Source organism: Mesorhizobium sp. M0500, from assembly GCF_040321165.1.
Classification (GTDB): domain Bacteria; phylum Pseudomonadota; class Alphaproteobacteria; order Rhizobiales; family Rhizobiaceae; genus Mesorhizobium.
Map to the genome: position 1 here is coordinate 288,768 of NZ_JAMYRB010000003.1, position 12,848 is coordinate 301,615.

A 12,848-nucleotide genomic window follows, 5' to 3' on the forward strand; every position below is an offset into this window, starting at 1 on the left:
GGGGGCGCGTTAGTTCTTCATAAATGGCGGGTAAGGCAAAAGGGACGTTTGTCCCTTCGTTGAAGCCGCCAGAATGGCTGCGGCTCGTTCTGGCCTTAACTCAAAGGAGTCCAGACATGAAAACGCACACGCTTATCCTTGCCGCCACCGGTGCATCGCTCCTTGCCTTTACCGGCCTTGCCAAGGCGGACGACCATCTCGTCAATGCTCTTGACCACGGTCTCAAAGCGGACAGCCAACCGTTCCAGACCAACAAGGCCGGCCATAGCGGCGATCTCGCACCGGGGCAGGGCAGCCCGTTTTCAGGTGAAGAGACCAAGACCCCGTCCACCGACACGGAAGCGGCGAACGAACATGCGAACGTGAAGGAACGCGAGGCGAAATAGACTGGCAGAACCCGCCGCTAGGGGGCGGCGGGCGAGATCTATCGGGCGACGACCGTCTACACCAGGCATTGTCAATTTGTCGCGAGTTTGAATACCGCGCCGTAGTGGTAGGGCGGTATGTCGACCAGCTCGGCGAGCTTGAACCCGCTCGCTTCCACCGACGCGGTGGTCTGTTCGGGTGACAGCCTCAGCTCGGTCTTTGGCCCGCGCGGCTCGCCCAGGACCGTGGTCTGCTCGCGCGGCTGCTGGTGCCAGTTGACGATGGCAAAACGACCGGCAGGGCCAAGCGTCGCGCGCACGGCGCGGGCAAGCCGCGGCCGATCCGGAACGCCGTGGAAAGCGTTGGCGATAAAGACGAAGTCGACGGTTTGAGGCACCAGCCTGGCGAGTTCATAGGCGTCGCCCGCCAAAAACTCGCAATTGCTCGCGCCTCCTTCGGCCAGCCGGCGCCGGGCGACTTCGAGCAGATCGGCATCGATGTCGATCGCAATGACCTGACGGGCGACCCTGGCGATTAGCAGCGTGAACCAGCCGTCGCCGCAGCAGAGATCGACCACGTCCGTGCCGGGCTTCATGCCGACTGCCGCCAGGACACTGGCAGGCTCGGGCCACAGCGCTTCCCACCAGCCGCTGGTTGGCATTTCGGTGCCTTGGAAGAAACCGGGAATGGTGCTGGTCATGGCCTGGTCGGCTCCATTGTCGGGACCGCGTTTGATCCGCCCCTCCGAGCTTAACGCACCCGTGACCCGTCGAGGAGCCTGAAGCTGAAAATGTCCGCTACTGCATGTCGCGCAAAAGTGTGCAGCGGTTTTGCGATAACGACACGCATCAAGACAAGAAACCTAAAGCGCGTCGCATGAGGCCGGTCGAACGCGACGCGCTTCAGCAAAAAAGGCCGGCGTTGCGCCGGCCTCTTTGATGGGGTTCGGGATGCCGGCTCAGCCGACGATCTCGGTGTCCGAGAACCAGTATTTGATCTCCTGCGCGGCGGTTTCCGGCGCATCGGAACCATGCACGGAATTCTCGCCGATCGAAAGCGCGTGCAGCTTGCGAATGGTGCCTTCGGCGGCGCTTGCCGGATTGGTGGCGCCCATCACTTCGCGGTTCTTGGCAATGGCGTTCTCGCCTTCCAGCACCTGCACGATGGTCGGGCCCGACGACATGGACTCGACCAGCTCGCCGAAGAACGGACGCTCCTTGTGGACGGCATAGAAACCTTCCGCCTCGCGGCGGCTCATCCACACCCGGCGCGAAGCGACGACGCGCAGACCGGCATCTTCCAGTATCTTGGTGATAGCGCCGGTGAGATTGCGACGGGTCGCGTCCGGCTTGATCATGGAAAAGGTGCGTTCGAGCGCCATGGGATCGTCCTTGTGATGGAGAGTGGAATTGAGGGTGGCGGGCTCTATACAAGCCGCCCGCCGCCTTGCCAAGGGGAGGCCGGCGCGGCGCGCATTTCTGCGCTGGGGCGGCGGACTTTCAAGTCGAACCATGCCGCCGCTCCATCTTTTTGCTGAGCATCGGATTTTCCAGAAACCGGTACTCACTTTGGGTCCGATCGACTGGCCGCCCTATAGCGCGTCGTCGCCAGCCTGAGACTACGTCGTCATAACTGCATCTCGATCGTCAGGTTGGCCGTGTCGCCAGCCCCGAGGCCTTCGCGAACCCGCACCGCGGTCTTGATCGGCAAGAGCAGGCTGCCGGATTTCTTGTCGGGAAACAGCGATGTCCGCCATCTGGTCTGGCCGACGACGGCTTCCACGCCAAGCGAGCCCCAGGGCCTTGCCATCCCCACCATCGCCGTCTTGATCCGGGCTCCAAGCTCCGGCGGCAGCGTCACGAAATGCCAGCCGCCCTTGCCCGGATAGACCCAGATCTCGGCCTGCACGTCGCAGCGAAACATTCAATGCCCTTCCTCAGATCAAGGCCGTCACGACTGGCCTTGCCACGGTCTCTTGTTGGCGATGCTGACGATCGGCGAAATCATCCAGAATATCCATTCTGCCCTGCAAGGGAGGAGCGCAAAGAGGATGGCAGCGCCGCCGTTGCACTACCGCCTTATCACGATCGAAGCGCGCCGGACCTCCCAGCCTTCCCGTTCCAGTTCCGGCACGCTGTGGTTCTCGCTGGGGTAGCCGACGCAGAAATAGCCGATCAGCGTCCACTCCGCCGGCACGTCCATGATCGTCGCCACCTCGGCCGGATCGAGGATCGAGACCCAGCCCATGCCTATTCCTTCGGCGCGCGCCGCCAGCCACATCGTGTGGACCGCCATGACAGCGGAATAGTCTATGGTGGCTGGCATGGTCAGGCGGCCAAGCCCATGCCCTTGCTCGGTTGCGCGGTCGGCGAAAACCGCAAGCTGGCAGGGCGCCTCATTCAGGCCGGCAAGCTTCAGGCGCGAATACAGGGCGGCGCGTTCACCGCAAAAGCTTTGGAGTGCCTCCGCGTTGCAGCGCTCGAAGCAGGCCCTGACGGCGGCGCGGCATGCTTCGCTCTCGGCGACGACGAAGCGCCAGGGCTGGCTCAGCCCGACGGACGGTGCGGCGCTGGCAAGCTCGAGCAGCCGCTCCAGCGCTCCATCGGGGAGCGGCGTCGGCTTGAATCGCCTGACGTCGCGCCGCCACAGGAAGAGGTTGGCGAGCGCAGCGCGAAAATCGGCCGGGAAATCTGGGTTTGCGGTCATGGCGCGCTGCCTTTGTTGTGATTGCCCGGTTCGCCGGATGTTCGTCTTGTTTGCTTCGATCCAGGCGCTGATGAGGCGCTTCGAGCGACACTTCGTCTACCCGCATTGTCGCATTTCGCCGGCTGGCAACTTTCAGCTAAGGCCGGACGACGTCCCTGCCGGCAACGCCGTGGACCTCGATCGGCAAAACAAAACCCGCCTCGGCAGGCCGGGCGGGGCGTCGGTGCGAATCATCACCATATCGAGATTAGTAGCATAGCTGCCGGCACAAAGCAAGAACAAAATGTGGCGCATCCGATGAAAACTGCCGATTTCACCCCTCAAGGGGCCTCAAGGCGGGAGATCGCTGCCGCCGCGACGTTGCGGCCGAGGCCGCCATGCAGATCGAGGCATCGTTCGAACCATTGCGCCACGACATCGCTGTCGTCGAGCAGCCGGTAGGGCGTGGCGATGCGCGCCCATTGCAGCGCGCCGAAAACGATGTAGTCGGCAAATAGCGGCGACCGGCCGCCGATGAAGGGCTGATAGCCAAGCATCGAGCGCAGCGGCTCCAGCGAGGCGCGGAAGCCGGCGAGCCCGGCGTCGCGGGTGGCGTAAACCGCCTCCAGGCGCTTGCCGAAGCGCTGCTCGCGGTTCTGCCGGAAATAGGCGGCGTTTGCCTCGTCCTGCATGGCGTGCAGGTCCAGTATCGCAGCGGTGGTGACGTAGGGATGGATGGTCAGCTGCGACCAGCGTTCGATGAAGCGCGCCGTCGCCTTACCGCCGTCGCCGGAAAACAATGTCGGCCGCTCGGGATAGGCCTCCTCGAGATAGAGCGCGATAGCGAAGGAATCGGCGACCACCGTCTCGCCGTCGCGGATCACCGGAACGAGCTTCGAGACGCCGCCTTCCACCTTCGGCACTTCAAGAAAACGGGTCGGCACGCTGCTGATGTCGAGCCCTTTGTGAGCCAGCGCCATCGCCGCCTTCCAGCAATGTGGGCTGAATGGGCGGGCGGCGTCGCGTCCGACAAGGTCGTAGAGCAGAATGGTCATTGGCGGCAGCGTCCTTGCAGTCTAACTATGGCCGAAACAGACCCGCGCGAAACAGGGTCTCGCAGGTCGAGAGAAAATGAAACAGCATTTCAGGATGTTTGCGGCCTACAATCAATGGGCCAACGGCCGCATCTACGATGCCGCCGCCGATCTCGACGAGGAAGAGTTCGACCGCAATATCGGCGTCTTCTTCGGTTCGATGATGGGAACGCTCAACCACCTCCTGGCAGCCGACCGTATCTGGATGAAACGCTTCACCGGCGAGGGCGACGCGCCGGCAAGGCTCGACACGATCCTGCACCGCGCCTTGCCAGGCTTGCGGCTGGCGCGCGAGGCCGAGGACAAACGGATCATCGACTGGGTCGACGGCCTGAGCGACAAGGCGCTGTCGGGCCGCTTCTCCTACATGACCGTCTCGGATATGCGCACCGTCTCGCAGCGGCTGGCGCCGGCGCTCGACCACTTCTTCAACCACCAGACCCACCACCGCGGCCAGGCGCATGCGATCCTGACCATTCTGGGCAAGCCAAGCCTCGGACTGGACCTGACGATGTTCCAGCGCAGCGAGGAGGGCAGGGCTTTCGCCTGAACCTGGGGCGGCTGGTGAAGCGGACGGTGGATAGAGGACGATCTGCCGAGATTGCAAAACGCGCCGAAACATTTTATGGAGCGGATGGTCGTGAGGGCGGCCGCTTCAGCAGCATTCAGCAGCAACAGCGAGAATTGGCACGCATGCCCGATGAACCCTTGCGCCTTGTGGCGTTCTTCGCCGTGGTCTTGGCGCTTCTCAACTCCGGTTATTATTTCCACCAGGGCGACATCGTCGCGACCATCTATTTCATGATCGGCGCCATTCTTGTGACTGCGGTGACCCGGATGAGTATCAGAAGGCAGCTGATTTAGGATCCGCCGGGCCAGCACTGGTGACCGGAATCCGGCCGGCCATGATGACGAAGAGTCTTGTCAGGCGGCGTAGCCGCCGAGGCCCCGGGCGACCGGCTTGACCGAGACTGCCGGCTGGGCGGCCGGCCAGAGGATACCTGCCGTCACGGCGAAGGTGATCAGGGCGTCGCGTGCCGCTTCGGCCGAGATATCGCCGGCACGTGCCGCCTCGCAGGCCTTTACCGCGGCGCCATAGCTCAGCCGGCGGCGCGAAGGCGGGAACTCGGTCAGGAATTCGTGCATCTCGGAGAACGAAGCGATCGTACGCTTGTAGCCGGCGCCAACAGTTAGGGCGACCGGGGTGGAAAACGTCCTGTCGTGCATTCTGGCCTCTCGAATGGGCGGAGGTCACGGCGGACGCCGTTCTCCGGTCTGGGGGTCGGGCAGAAACGCGGATCACGGCGCGAGGTTCCATGTTGCCGGGATTGTTTTTTCGCCGGCTCCGGGAGCGGTCGCCGGGCGAGCAGCGCCGACGTCGAGGCGGGTGCCTATTTCCACATGCCGCGCATGCGGGCGCCGAGGTCGACACGCACCTGCGGCTGGCGGCGCGGATCGTCTCTGGCCTGGACGCTGGCCCATGCCACCTGCTCGAAGGCGCCGAGGATAGAGCGCGGGATGAAGCGCGTGCGCGAGGCATAGACATGGCGGTCGCCGCGCGCCGCCTGGCCGTGGACGAAAAAGCGATGCGGCATGACCAGGTGCAGGCTGTCCTTGGCCCGCGTCATCGCCACGTAGAGCAGCCGCCGCTCCTCGTCGACGTCCTCCTTGCTGCCGACGCCGAGATCGATCGGGATGCAGCCGTCGACGGTGTTGAGCACGAAGACGTTCTTCCACTCCTGGCCCTTGGCCGAATGGATCGTCGACAGGATCAGATAATCCTCGTCGCGGTGCGGCGGGCCGGCTTCGTCGCTGGTCGCGTCCGGCGGATCGAGCGTCAGCTCGGTGAGGAAGCGCTCGCGCGAGCCATAGCCGGAAGCGATCTGCTCGAGCTGCAGGAGGTCGGCCCGGCGCGTCGTCGCATCCTCGTGGATGCGTTCCAGATGCGGCTCGTACCAGAGCCTGACCTGCTCGATGTCGGCCGGCCATTTTTTTGCGCCGGCGCGCAGGCCGCAATAGAGCGCGACAAAGCCCGGCCAGTCGTCGGCGGCCCGCTGCGGCGGCCGGTAGCGGGCAAGCCCCATCGTCTCGTCGAGCGACGTCGCCATGGTCTCGACGATCGCATTGGCGGCCGAGGGGCCGATGCCGGGCAGAAGTTGCAGCACGCGAAATCCGGCGACGCGGTCGCGCGGGTTTTCGGCAAAGCGCAGCACGGCCAGCACGTCCTTGACGTGGGCGGCATCGAGGAATTTCAGCCCGCCGAACTTGACGAAGGGGATGTTGCGGCGTGTCAGTTCGATCTCCAGCGGGCCGCTATGGTGCGAAGCGCGAAACAGCACGGCCTGCGCTTTGAGAACGGTGCCGGCCTCGCGTTCGGTGAGTATCGCCTGGCAGACATAGCTCGCCTGCTCGGTCTCGTCGCGCACGCTCACCAGCTTCGGCTTTTCCGCTGATTTGCGCTCGGTCCAGAGATTTTTGGTGAAACGTTCCGAAGCTTCGCCGATCACCGCATTGGCGGCCGCCAGGATGGTCTCGGTCGAGCGGTAGTTGCGCTCCAGCATGACGACCTCCGCCGGCTGCGCGAACTGCTTGGGAAAATCCAGGATATTGCGCACTTCCGCGGCGCGGAACGAATAGATCGACTGCGCGTCGTCGCCGACCACCGTCAGCCCCGATCCGTCGGGCTTGAGCGCCGTCAGGATCGATGCCTGCAGCCGGTTGGTGTCCTGGTACTCGTCGACCAGCACATGGTCGAAACGTGCACCCAGATGCGCGGCGATTTCCGGCTCGCCGGCCATCTGCGCCCAGTAGAGCAGCAGGTCGTCGTAATCGAGCACGTTCTGCCCCTGCTTGGCCTCGACATATCGCGCGAACAATTGCTTCAGCTGTTCGGCCCAGCCGGCGCACCACGGGAACACCGAACCCAGCACCTCGCCGAGCGGCGCCTGTGCGTTGACCGCGCGCGAATAGATCGCAAGGCAGGTGCCCTTGGTCGGGAAGCGGGCTTCGGTCTTCGAAAACCCAAGCTCGTGGCGGGCGAGGTTCATCAGGTCGGCGGAATCCTCGCGATCGTGGATGGTGAAGGCCGGATCGAGACCGATCTCCAGCGCATAATCGCGCAGCAGCCTGGCGCCGATGCCGTGGAACGTGCCGGCCCAGCTCAGCGCATCGGTAATCACCGAGGCATCGCGCCCCAGCACCTCGCCGGCGATGCGCTCGACCCGCTTGGCCATTTCCGCTGCGGCACGGCGCGAAAATGTCATCAAAAGGATGCGGCGCGGGTCGGCACCCCTGACGATCAGATGCGCGACCCGGTGCGCCAGCGTGTTGGTCTTGCCGGAGCCGGCGCCGGCAATGACCAGCAACGGTCCGGCGATCTTGCCGTCGCCATGTTCGACGGCAAGCCGCTGCTCGGCGTTGAGCTTCGCCAGATAGGCCGGCTGGAAGGACGAATCACGGGCGGCGAGGTTCATCGCCCATCAAGCATCGTTTCTGCTTTGTTCGCAACGGTTTGCGGAGCCGGAATAGGGCCCGTGAGCGAAGAAGCCTTGCGGGCAGGCCTGTCGACTAACGCTCGGGCTCGACGCCCATCCTTGCCGATTGCCGCCGCAGCGCCTCGCGATCGTCCTGCGGCGGTGGCAACAGCAGCGGATCAAAATCGTCGGGCACCTCGTCGATCACTTTCTTGGCGACGCGATAGGCAACATAGACGATTGCCCCGGCGATGAGCAGACGGATCATGCCTTCCTCCATTGATTGTGGAGCAACCGGAGACGCGGCATTTTGTTCCCAGGCCCCTTGGCGAATGCAGGAACGACACCGGCCGCGCAACCAAATCGCCGACGCCTCGTTGTCGGGCGAGAGGAGACTGCGATGAAAAAGCGCTCAATCCTGCTGCTTATGGCAGCTCTGACTGTTGCGGGTTGCGACAACAATATCCAGCCGACCAAGGCCCCTGGCGACACGGTCGATCAGAACCCGCAGGTCGACAAGAATCCGGTGCCGAAGTCGACGACCGGCGGCGATCAGCCCGGCACGCCGCCGAAACAATGACCGCCTCAAATGGCGTCGGCGCCGGTCAAGGAAGGTGGCCGGCGCCGCTTGGGAGGAAGCTGATGGCGCCGGCCAGGCGGAGATCAGGCCCGCCGCACATCCAAGGATAGCCGAGTCTTTCCGCAGCGTCATGGTCGATAGCGTACAGACGGCACGCCCCTGTGGACAAACCTGCCGGCCACAGCAGCATTTGTTCATCACATAGTTCGTTCTTCCCAAGGAACAAACCGGGCTCCTGCGTGTTTGGATGTCGATCGGACGCTCCCAAGGCCGCCGTTCACGAAAGAGCCCGCTCTCCTTGTCCCCCCTCAGGATAGCGGGTTCTTTTTGCGTTTTGCGGGAAGTCGCGGCGCGGCGGGCTGACTTGCTTGCCGGTTTTCGCGCCTTATGCGGCGAACCGGGGCTCAAGCCCTTGCGAAGCATGGTTGTCCCGTGCAAAAGCCCGGCCATGCTGATCATCAACGACCTTTCGCTCCGCATGGCCGGACGCCTGCTTCTCGACCATGCCTCACTGACCTTGCCGGCCGGCAGCAAGGCTGGCCTTGTCGGCCGCAACGGCACCGGCAAGACGACCTTGTTCAAGGCGATCACCGGCGATCTCGCCTCCGAAACCGGCTCGATCAGCCTGCTCAAGAACACGCGCATCGGTCAGGTGGCGCAGGAAGCGCCGGGCACCGAGGAGCCGCTGATCGAGATCGTGCTCAAGGCCGATCTTGAACGGAGTGCGCTGCTCGAAGAGGAAAAGACGGCGACCGATCCGCACCGCATCGCCGACATCCACATGCGGCTGGCCGATATCGATGCGCACTCGGCCGAGTCACGCGCGGCCACCATTCTCGCCGGCCTCGGCTTCGACGATGCCGCGCAGCGGCGCCCGGCCTCGTCCTTCTCCGGTGGCTGGCGCATGCGCGTCGCGCTGGCCGCCGTGTTGTTTGCCGAGCCCGATCTGCTGCTGCTCGACGAGCCGACCAATTATCTCGATCTCGAAGGCACGCTGTGGCTGGAAAACTACGTGTCGAAATACCCGCACACCGTGCTGCTGATTTCGCACGATCGCGACCTGCTCAACCGCGCCGTCAACTCGATCGTCCATCTCGACCAGAAGAAGCTGACCTTCTGGCGCGGCGGCTACGACCAGTTCGAGCGCCAATACACCGAGCAGCGCGAATTGCAGGAGAAGGGCCGCGTCAAGCAGGAAGCAGCGCGCAAGCACATGGAATCCTTCGTCGAGCGCTTCCGCGCCAAGGCGTCGAAGGCGAGGCAGGCGCAGTCGCGCATCAAGGCGCTGGAGAAGATGAAGCCGATCGCCGCGATCGTGAACGACACGGTGCGGCCGTTCTCCTTTCCGGAGTCGGTGAAGTCGGTGGCCTCGCCGATCATTGCGCTGAACAACGTCAACGTCGGCTACACCGAGGGCGAGCCGATCCTGAAGAAGATGACGCTGCGCATCGATGCCGACGACCGCATCGCGCTGCTCGGCGCCAACGGCAACGGCAAGTCGACTTTCGCCAAGCTTTTGGCCAGCCGGCTGAAGCCGGAGACCGGCAGCATGACGGTGGCGCCCGGGCTCAAGGTAGCAATCTTCGCCCAGCACCAGCTCGACGACCTCAGGCCGGACGAAAACGCCTATGAGCATGTCCGCCGGCTGATGCCGGAAGCGCCGGAATCGAAGGTGCGCGGTCGCGTCGCCCAGTTCGGCCTGACCACCGAAAAGATGAACACCGCAGCCAAGGACCTGTCCGGCGGCGAGAAGGCGCGGCTGCTGATGGGACTGTCGGCCTTCGAGGGGCCGAACCTGTTCATCCTCGACGAGCCGACCAACCATCTTGATATCGACAGCCGTGAATCGCTGATCCATGCGCTGAACGATTTTCCCGGCGCGGTCATCCTGATCTCGCACGACCGCCATCTGCTCGAAGCGACCGCCGACCGGTTGTGGCTGGTCAAGGACAGCGCGGTTAATCCGTATGACGGCGATCTCGAGGATTACAAGACGCTGGTTACCGGCGTCTCCGGCGACCGCCGCGGCAAGCGCGAGGCGGACAAAGCGTCGAAGGCCGACCGCCGCCGCGATGCGGCCGCGCGCCGCGCCGCCTTCGAGCCGCTGGCCAAGGAAATCCGCGCCACCGAAGCGCTGATGGACCGCCTCCGCAAGCGCATCGACCTGATCGAGGACGAACTCGCCAACCCGGCCGTCTACGAAAAGGACCCCTCGACCGCGACAAGGCTGGCCAAGGAGCGCTCACAACTTGCGCAACAGCTGGCCGGCCATGAGGAAAAATGGCTGTCGATGTCGGCGGAGTACGAGGAAGGCACGGCGGAGTAGGAGAGCGTAATCTCCCCGCTCGTGGGTTCCCGCCAGCCTGACAGCCATTTGGAGCCGCCGGTCGTTGGAGTTTGATCAAGAGCGAGTCACACCGACGACGTAGCGATCCTTCACGCCCCCCTCTGTCCTGCCGGACATCTCCCCCACTTGGGGGGGATTGGCTCGTCATCTGGCCCTACACCTGGTTGTCCAAAGCAGCTAGTTTGACCCCATGAATCAGCATGCCAAGCTCAAAATCGGCCATTCGGCCTGTCCGCATGATTGTCCGTCGACCTGCGCGCTCGAGGTCGAGCTGCTCGACGCCAGGCGCATCGGCCGCGTCCATGGCGCCAAGGCCAACAGCTATACGGCCGGCGTCATCTGCGCCAAGGTCGCCCGCTATGCCGACCGCGTCCATCATCCCGACCGCCTGCTGAAGCCGCTGGTCCGTGCCGGCGCCAAGGGCGAGGGCACCTGGAAGGAATCCAGCTGGGAGGCGGCGCTTGATCTCGTCGCCGAAAAGTTCATCGCGGCGGAGGCAAAATATGGCTCGGAGACGGTCTGGCCCTATTACTATGCCGGCACGATGGGTCTGGTGCAGCGCGACGGCATCGAGCGGCTCAGGCACGCCAAAAAATATTCCGGCTTCTTCGGTTCGATCTGCACCAATCTGGCCTGGACCGGCTGGATGATGGGCGCCGGCGCGCTGCGCGGCCCCGACCCGCGCGAAATGGCGAAGTCCGACTGCGTGGTGATCTGGGGCACCAACGCCGTGGTCACGCAGGTCAACGTCATGACCCACGCCATCAAGGCGCGCAAGGAACGCGGCGCCAAGATCGTCGTCATCGACGTCTACGAAAATGCAACGATGAAGCAGGCCGATCTCGGCCTGGTGCTGAAGCCCGGCACCGACGGCGCGCTGGCCTGCGCGGTGATGCACGTGCTGTTCCGTGACGACATGGCCGACCGCGCCTATCTGGAACAATACACCGACGATCCGCACGGTCTGGAAGCGCATCTCAAGACGCGGACGCCGCAATGGGCGGCAGACATCACCGGGCTTTCCGTCGACGAAATCGAGACCTTCGCCCGGCTCGTCGGCACGACGAAGAAGACTTACTTCCGCCTCGGCTACGGCTTTTCGCGGCAGCGCAACGGTTCGGTCAACATGCATGCCGCGGCCTCGATCGCTGCGGTTACCGGCTGCTGGCAATATGAGGGCGGCGGCGCCTTCCATTCCAATTCGGGCATCTTCAAGCTCAACCAGGAACTGCTCGAAGGCACACGGATGCGCGATCCCTCGATCCGTCATCTCGATCATTCGCGCATCGGCCCGGTGCTGACCGGGGCTGAGGATGCGCTCTATGGCGGCCCGCCGGTGACGGCGCTGCTGATCCAGAACACCAATCCGGTGAATGTCGCGCCGGAGCAGCGGCTGGTGAAGCAAGGTTTTCTGCGCGACGATCTGTTTTCCTGCGTGCACGAGCAGTTCATGACCGACACCGCCAAGCTCGCCGATGTGGTGCTGCCGGCGACGATGTTTCTCGAGCATGACGACGTCTACAAGGGTGGCGGCAACCAGCACATCACGCTGGGGCCGAAGCTGATCGAGCCGCCGGAAGGCCCGCGCACCAACCATTTCGTTGTCGAGGAGTTGGGCAAGCGCCTCGGCGTTGCCAACATGCCGGGCTTCGGCCTGACAGAACAGCAGCACATCGACATCATCCTGGGCAAGCGCGGGCTGGGCAGTTTCGACAGTCTGAAGGAAGACAAATGGGTCGACCTGCAGCCGGATTTCGAGGCCGCGCATTTCATCACTGGCTTCGGCCATGCCGACAAGAAGTTCCATTTCCGCGCCAACTGGACCGGGCAGGCAGCGCCCAACCGGCCGCCGAAAAGCATGGGCCTCTTCGGGCCTGTGCAGCGGCTGCCGGAATTTCCCGATCACGTCGACCTGATCGAGGTGGCGGACGCGGCGCACCCGTTCCGGCTGACCACCTCGCCGGCGCGCAATTTCCTCAATTCGACCTTTGCCGAAACGCCGGTATCGCAGGCAAAAGAGCGCCGGCCGGAGCTGCTCTTGCATCCCGATGATGCGGCGGCACTCGGCGTCGCCGACGGCGGCCGTGTCGAAGTCGGCAACCAGCGTGGCGAAGTGGTGCTGCACGCAAAACTGTTCGACGGCATCAAGCGCGGCGTGGTCGTCGCCGAAGGCATCTGGCCGAACAGCGCCCATGAGCGCGGCGAGGGCATCAACGTGCTGACCGGCGCCGATGCGCCGGCGCCCTATGGCGGCGCCGCCTTCCACGACAACAAGGTCTGGCTGCGCCCGGCGGATTGAGCGT

Annotated in this window: 14 protein-coding genes; 6 read left to right on the top strand and 8 right to left on the bottom strand. The window is 64.2% G+C overall.

What is annotated here, in order from left to right; genetic code table 11:
• Positions 1-116 precede the first annotated feature (116 nt).
• A complete protein-coding gene (locus NKI70_RS08515) occupies positions 117-386 on the top strand; it encodes a hypothetical protein (protein WP_023677671.1) in 270 nt (89 codons plus the stop codon).
• A 71-nt stretch (positions 387-457) separates the two neighbouring features.
• On the opposite strand, the gene NKI70_RS08520 is transcribed toward NKI70_RS08515, so the two are convergent.
• From NKI70_RS08520 to NKI70_RS08540, 5 genes are all read right to left on the bottom strand, one after another.
• Entirely contained in the window at positions 458-1,066 is a 609-nt protein-coding gene (locus NKI70_RS08520) for a class I SAM-dependent methyltransferase (RefSeq protein WP_352724458.1), read from the bottom strand.
• A gap of 258 nt (positions 1,067-1,324) precedes the next feature.
• Complete coding sequence (gene ndk / locus NKI70_RS08525; protein ID WP_023719783.1) at positions 1,325-1,747, bottom strand: nucleoside-diphosphate kinase; 423 nt, start codon at positions 1,745-1,747, stop codon at positions 1,325-1,327.
• 245 nt (positions 1,748-1,992) lie between these two features.
• Positions 1,993-2,289 (bottom strand): DUF1905 domain-containing protein, encoded by a 297-nt coding sequence (locus NKI70_RS08530; RefSeq protein WP_352636517.1) that lies wholly within the window; start codon positions 2,287-2,289, stop codon positions 1,993-1,995.
• Between the two features lie 147 nt (positions 2,290-2,436).
• Complete coding sequence (gene bluB / locus NKI70_RS08535) at positions 2,437-3,072, bottom strand: 5,6-dimethylbenzimidazole synthase (protein WP_352724459.1); 636 nt, start codon at positions 3,070-3,072, stop codon at positions 2,437-2,439.
• A 320-nt stretch (positions 3,073-3,392) separates the two neighbouring features.
• Entirely contained in the window at positions 3,393-4,106 is a 714-nt protein-coding gene (locus NKI70_RS08540) for a glutathione S-transferase family protein (RefSeq protein ID WP_352724460.1), read from the bottom strand.
• Between the two features lie 76 nt (positions 4,107-4,182).
• Here NKI70_RS08540 and NKI70_RS08545 point away from each other — a divergent pair, with 76 nt between their 5' ends.
• Together NKI70_RS08545 and NKI70_RS08550 are read left to right on the top strand one after the other, a co-directional pair.
• The gene (locus NKI70_RS08545) at positions 4,183-4,695 is read left to right on the top strand and encodes a DinB family protein (protein WP_352457652.1); all 513 of its coding nucleotides are present in this window, start codon (positions 4,183-4,185) and stop codon (positions 4,693-4,695) included.
• A 14-nt stretch (positions 4,696-4,709) separates the two neighbouring features.
• Positions 4,710-5,009, top strand: a complete 300-nt coding sequence (locus NKI70_RS08550) for a hypothetical protein (protein WP_352569708.1) — start codon at positions 4,710-4,712, stop codon at positions 5,007-5,009.
• 60 nt (positions 5,010-5,069) lie between these two features.
• Here the strand turns inward: NKI70_RS08550 and NKI70_RS08555 are convergent, their stop codons facing one another.
• The 3 genes from NKI70_RS08555 to NKI70_RS08565 all read right to left on the bottom strand — a co-directional run bounded on the left by NKI70_RS08555 (position 5,070) and on the right by NKI70_RS08565 (position 7,886).
• Positions 5,070-5,372: a DUF982 domain-containing protein gene (locus NKI70_RS08555; protein ID WP_023677662.1), complete on the bottom strand. Its 303-nt coding sequence runs from the start codon at positions 5,370-5,372 to the stop codon at positions 5,070-5,072.
• A gap of 164 nt (positions 5,373-5,536) precedes the next feature.
• The gene (locus NKI70_RS08560) at positions 5,537-7,618 is read right to left on the bottom strand and encodes an ATP-dependent helicase (RefSeq protein WP_352569709.1); all 2,082 of its coding nucleotides are present in this window, start codon (positions 7,616-7,618) and stop codon (positions 5,537-5,539) included.
• Between the two features lie 94 nt (positions 7,619-7,712).
• Positions 7,713-7,886 (bottom strand): hypothetical protein, encoded by a 174-nt coding sequence (locus NKI70_RS08565; RefSeq protein ID WP_023677660.1) that lies wholly within the window; start codon positions 7,884-7,886, stop codon positions 7,713-7,715.
• A gap of 132 nt (positions 7,887-8,018) precedes the next feature.
• Here NKI70_RS08565 and NKI70_RS08570 point away from each other — a divergent pair, with 132 nt between their 5' ends.
• The 3 genes from NKI70_RS08570 to NKI70_RS08580 all read left to right on the top strand — a co-directional run bounded on the left by NKI70_RS08570 (position 8,019) and on the right by NKI70_RS08580 (position 12,844).
• Entirely contained in the window at positions 8,019-8,198 is a 180-nt protein-coding gene (locus NKI70_RS08570; protein WP_023677659.1) for a hypothetical protein, read from the top strand.
• A gap of 448 nt (positions 8,199-8,646) precedes the next feature.
• Positions 8,647-10,524 (top strand): ABC-F family ATP-binding cassette domain-containing protein, encoded by a 1,878-nt coding sequence (locus tag NKI70_RS08575; RefSeq protein WP_352724461.1) that lies wholly within the window; start codon positions 8,647-8,649, stop codon positions 10,522-10,524.
• Positions 10,525-10,735: 211 nt separating this feature from the next.
• Positions 10,736-12,844: a molybdopterin-containing oxidoreductase family protein gene (locus NKI70_RS08580; protein WP_352569712.1), complete on the top strand. Its 2,109-nt coding sequence runs from the start codon at positions 10,736-10,738 to the stop codon at positions 12,842-12,844.
• Positions 12,845-12,848: the final 4 nt, after the last annotated feature.

What these genes read in the sequence shown, in the direction of transcription:
- NKI70_RS08515 (WP_023677671.1), top strand. Translation starts at nt 117, where the DNA reads ATGAAAACGCACACGCTTATCCTTGCCGCCACCGGTGCATCGCTCCTT.
- NKI70_RS08520 (WP_352724458.1), bottom strand. Translation starts at nt 1,066, where the DNA reads ATGACCAGCACCATTCCCGGTTTCTTCCAAGGCACCGAAATGCCAACC.
- ndk (WP_023719783.1), bottom strand. Translation starts at nt 1,747, where the DNA reads ATGGCGCTCGAACGCACCTTTTCCATGATCAAGCCGGACGCGACCCGT.
- NKI70_RS08530 (WP_352636517.1), bottom strand. Translation starts at nt 2,289, where the DNA reads ATGTTTCGCTGCGACGTGCAGGCCGAGATCTGGGTCTATCCGGGCAAG.
- bluB (WP_352724459.1), bottom strand. Translation starts at nt 3,072, where the DNA reads ATGACCGCAAACCCAGATTTCCCGGCCGATTTTCGCGCTGCGCTCGCC.
- NKI70_RS08540 (WP_352724460.1), bottom strand. Translation starts at nt 4,106, where the DNA reads ATGACCATTCTGCTCTACGACCTTGTCGGACGCGACGCCGCCCGCCCA.
- NKI70_RS08545 (WP_352457652.1), top strand. Translation starts at nt 4,183, where the DNA reads ATGAAACAGCATTTCAGGATGTTTGCGGCCTACAATCAATGGGCCAAC.
- NKI70_RS08555 (WP_023677662.1), bottom strand. Translation starts at nt 5,372, where the DNA reads ATGCACGACAGGACGTTTTCCACCCCGGTCGCCCTAACTGTTGGCGCC.
- NKI70_RS08560 (WP_352569709.1), bottom strand. Translation starts at nt 7,618, where the DNA reads ATGAACCTCGCCGCCCGTGATTCGTCCTTCCAGCCGGCCTATCTGGCG.
- NKI70_RS08565 (WP_023677660.1), bottom strand. Translation starts at nt 7,886, where the DNA reads ATGATCCGTCTGCTCATCGCCGGGGCAATCGTCTATGTTGCCTATCGC.
- NKI70_RS08570 (WP_023677659.1), top strand. Translation starts at nt 8,019, where the DNA reads ATGAAAAAGCGCTCAATCCTGCTGCTTATGGCAGCTCTGACTGTTGCG.
- NKI70_RS08575 (WP_352724461.1), top strand. Translation starts at nt 8,647, where the DNA reads ATGCTGATCATCAACGACCTTTCGCTCCGCATGGCCGGACGCCTGCTT.
- NKI70_RS08580 (WP_352569712.1), top strand. Translation starts at nt 10,736, where the DNA reads ATGAATCAGCATGCCAAGCTCAAAATCGGCCATTCGGCCTGTCCGCAT.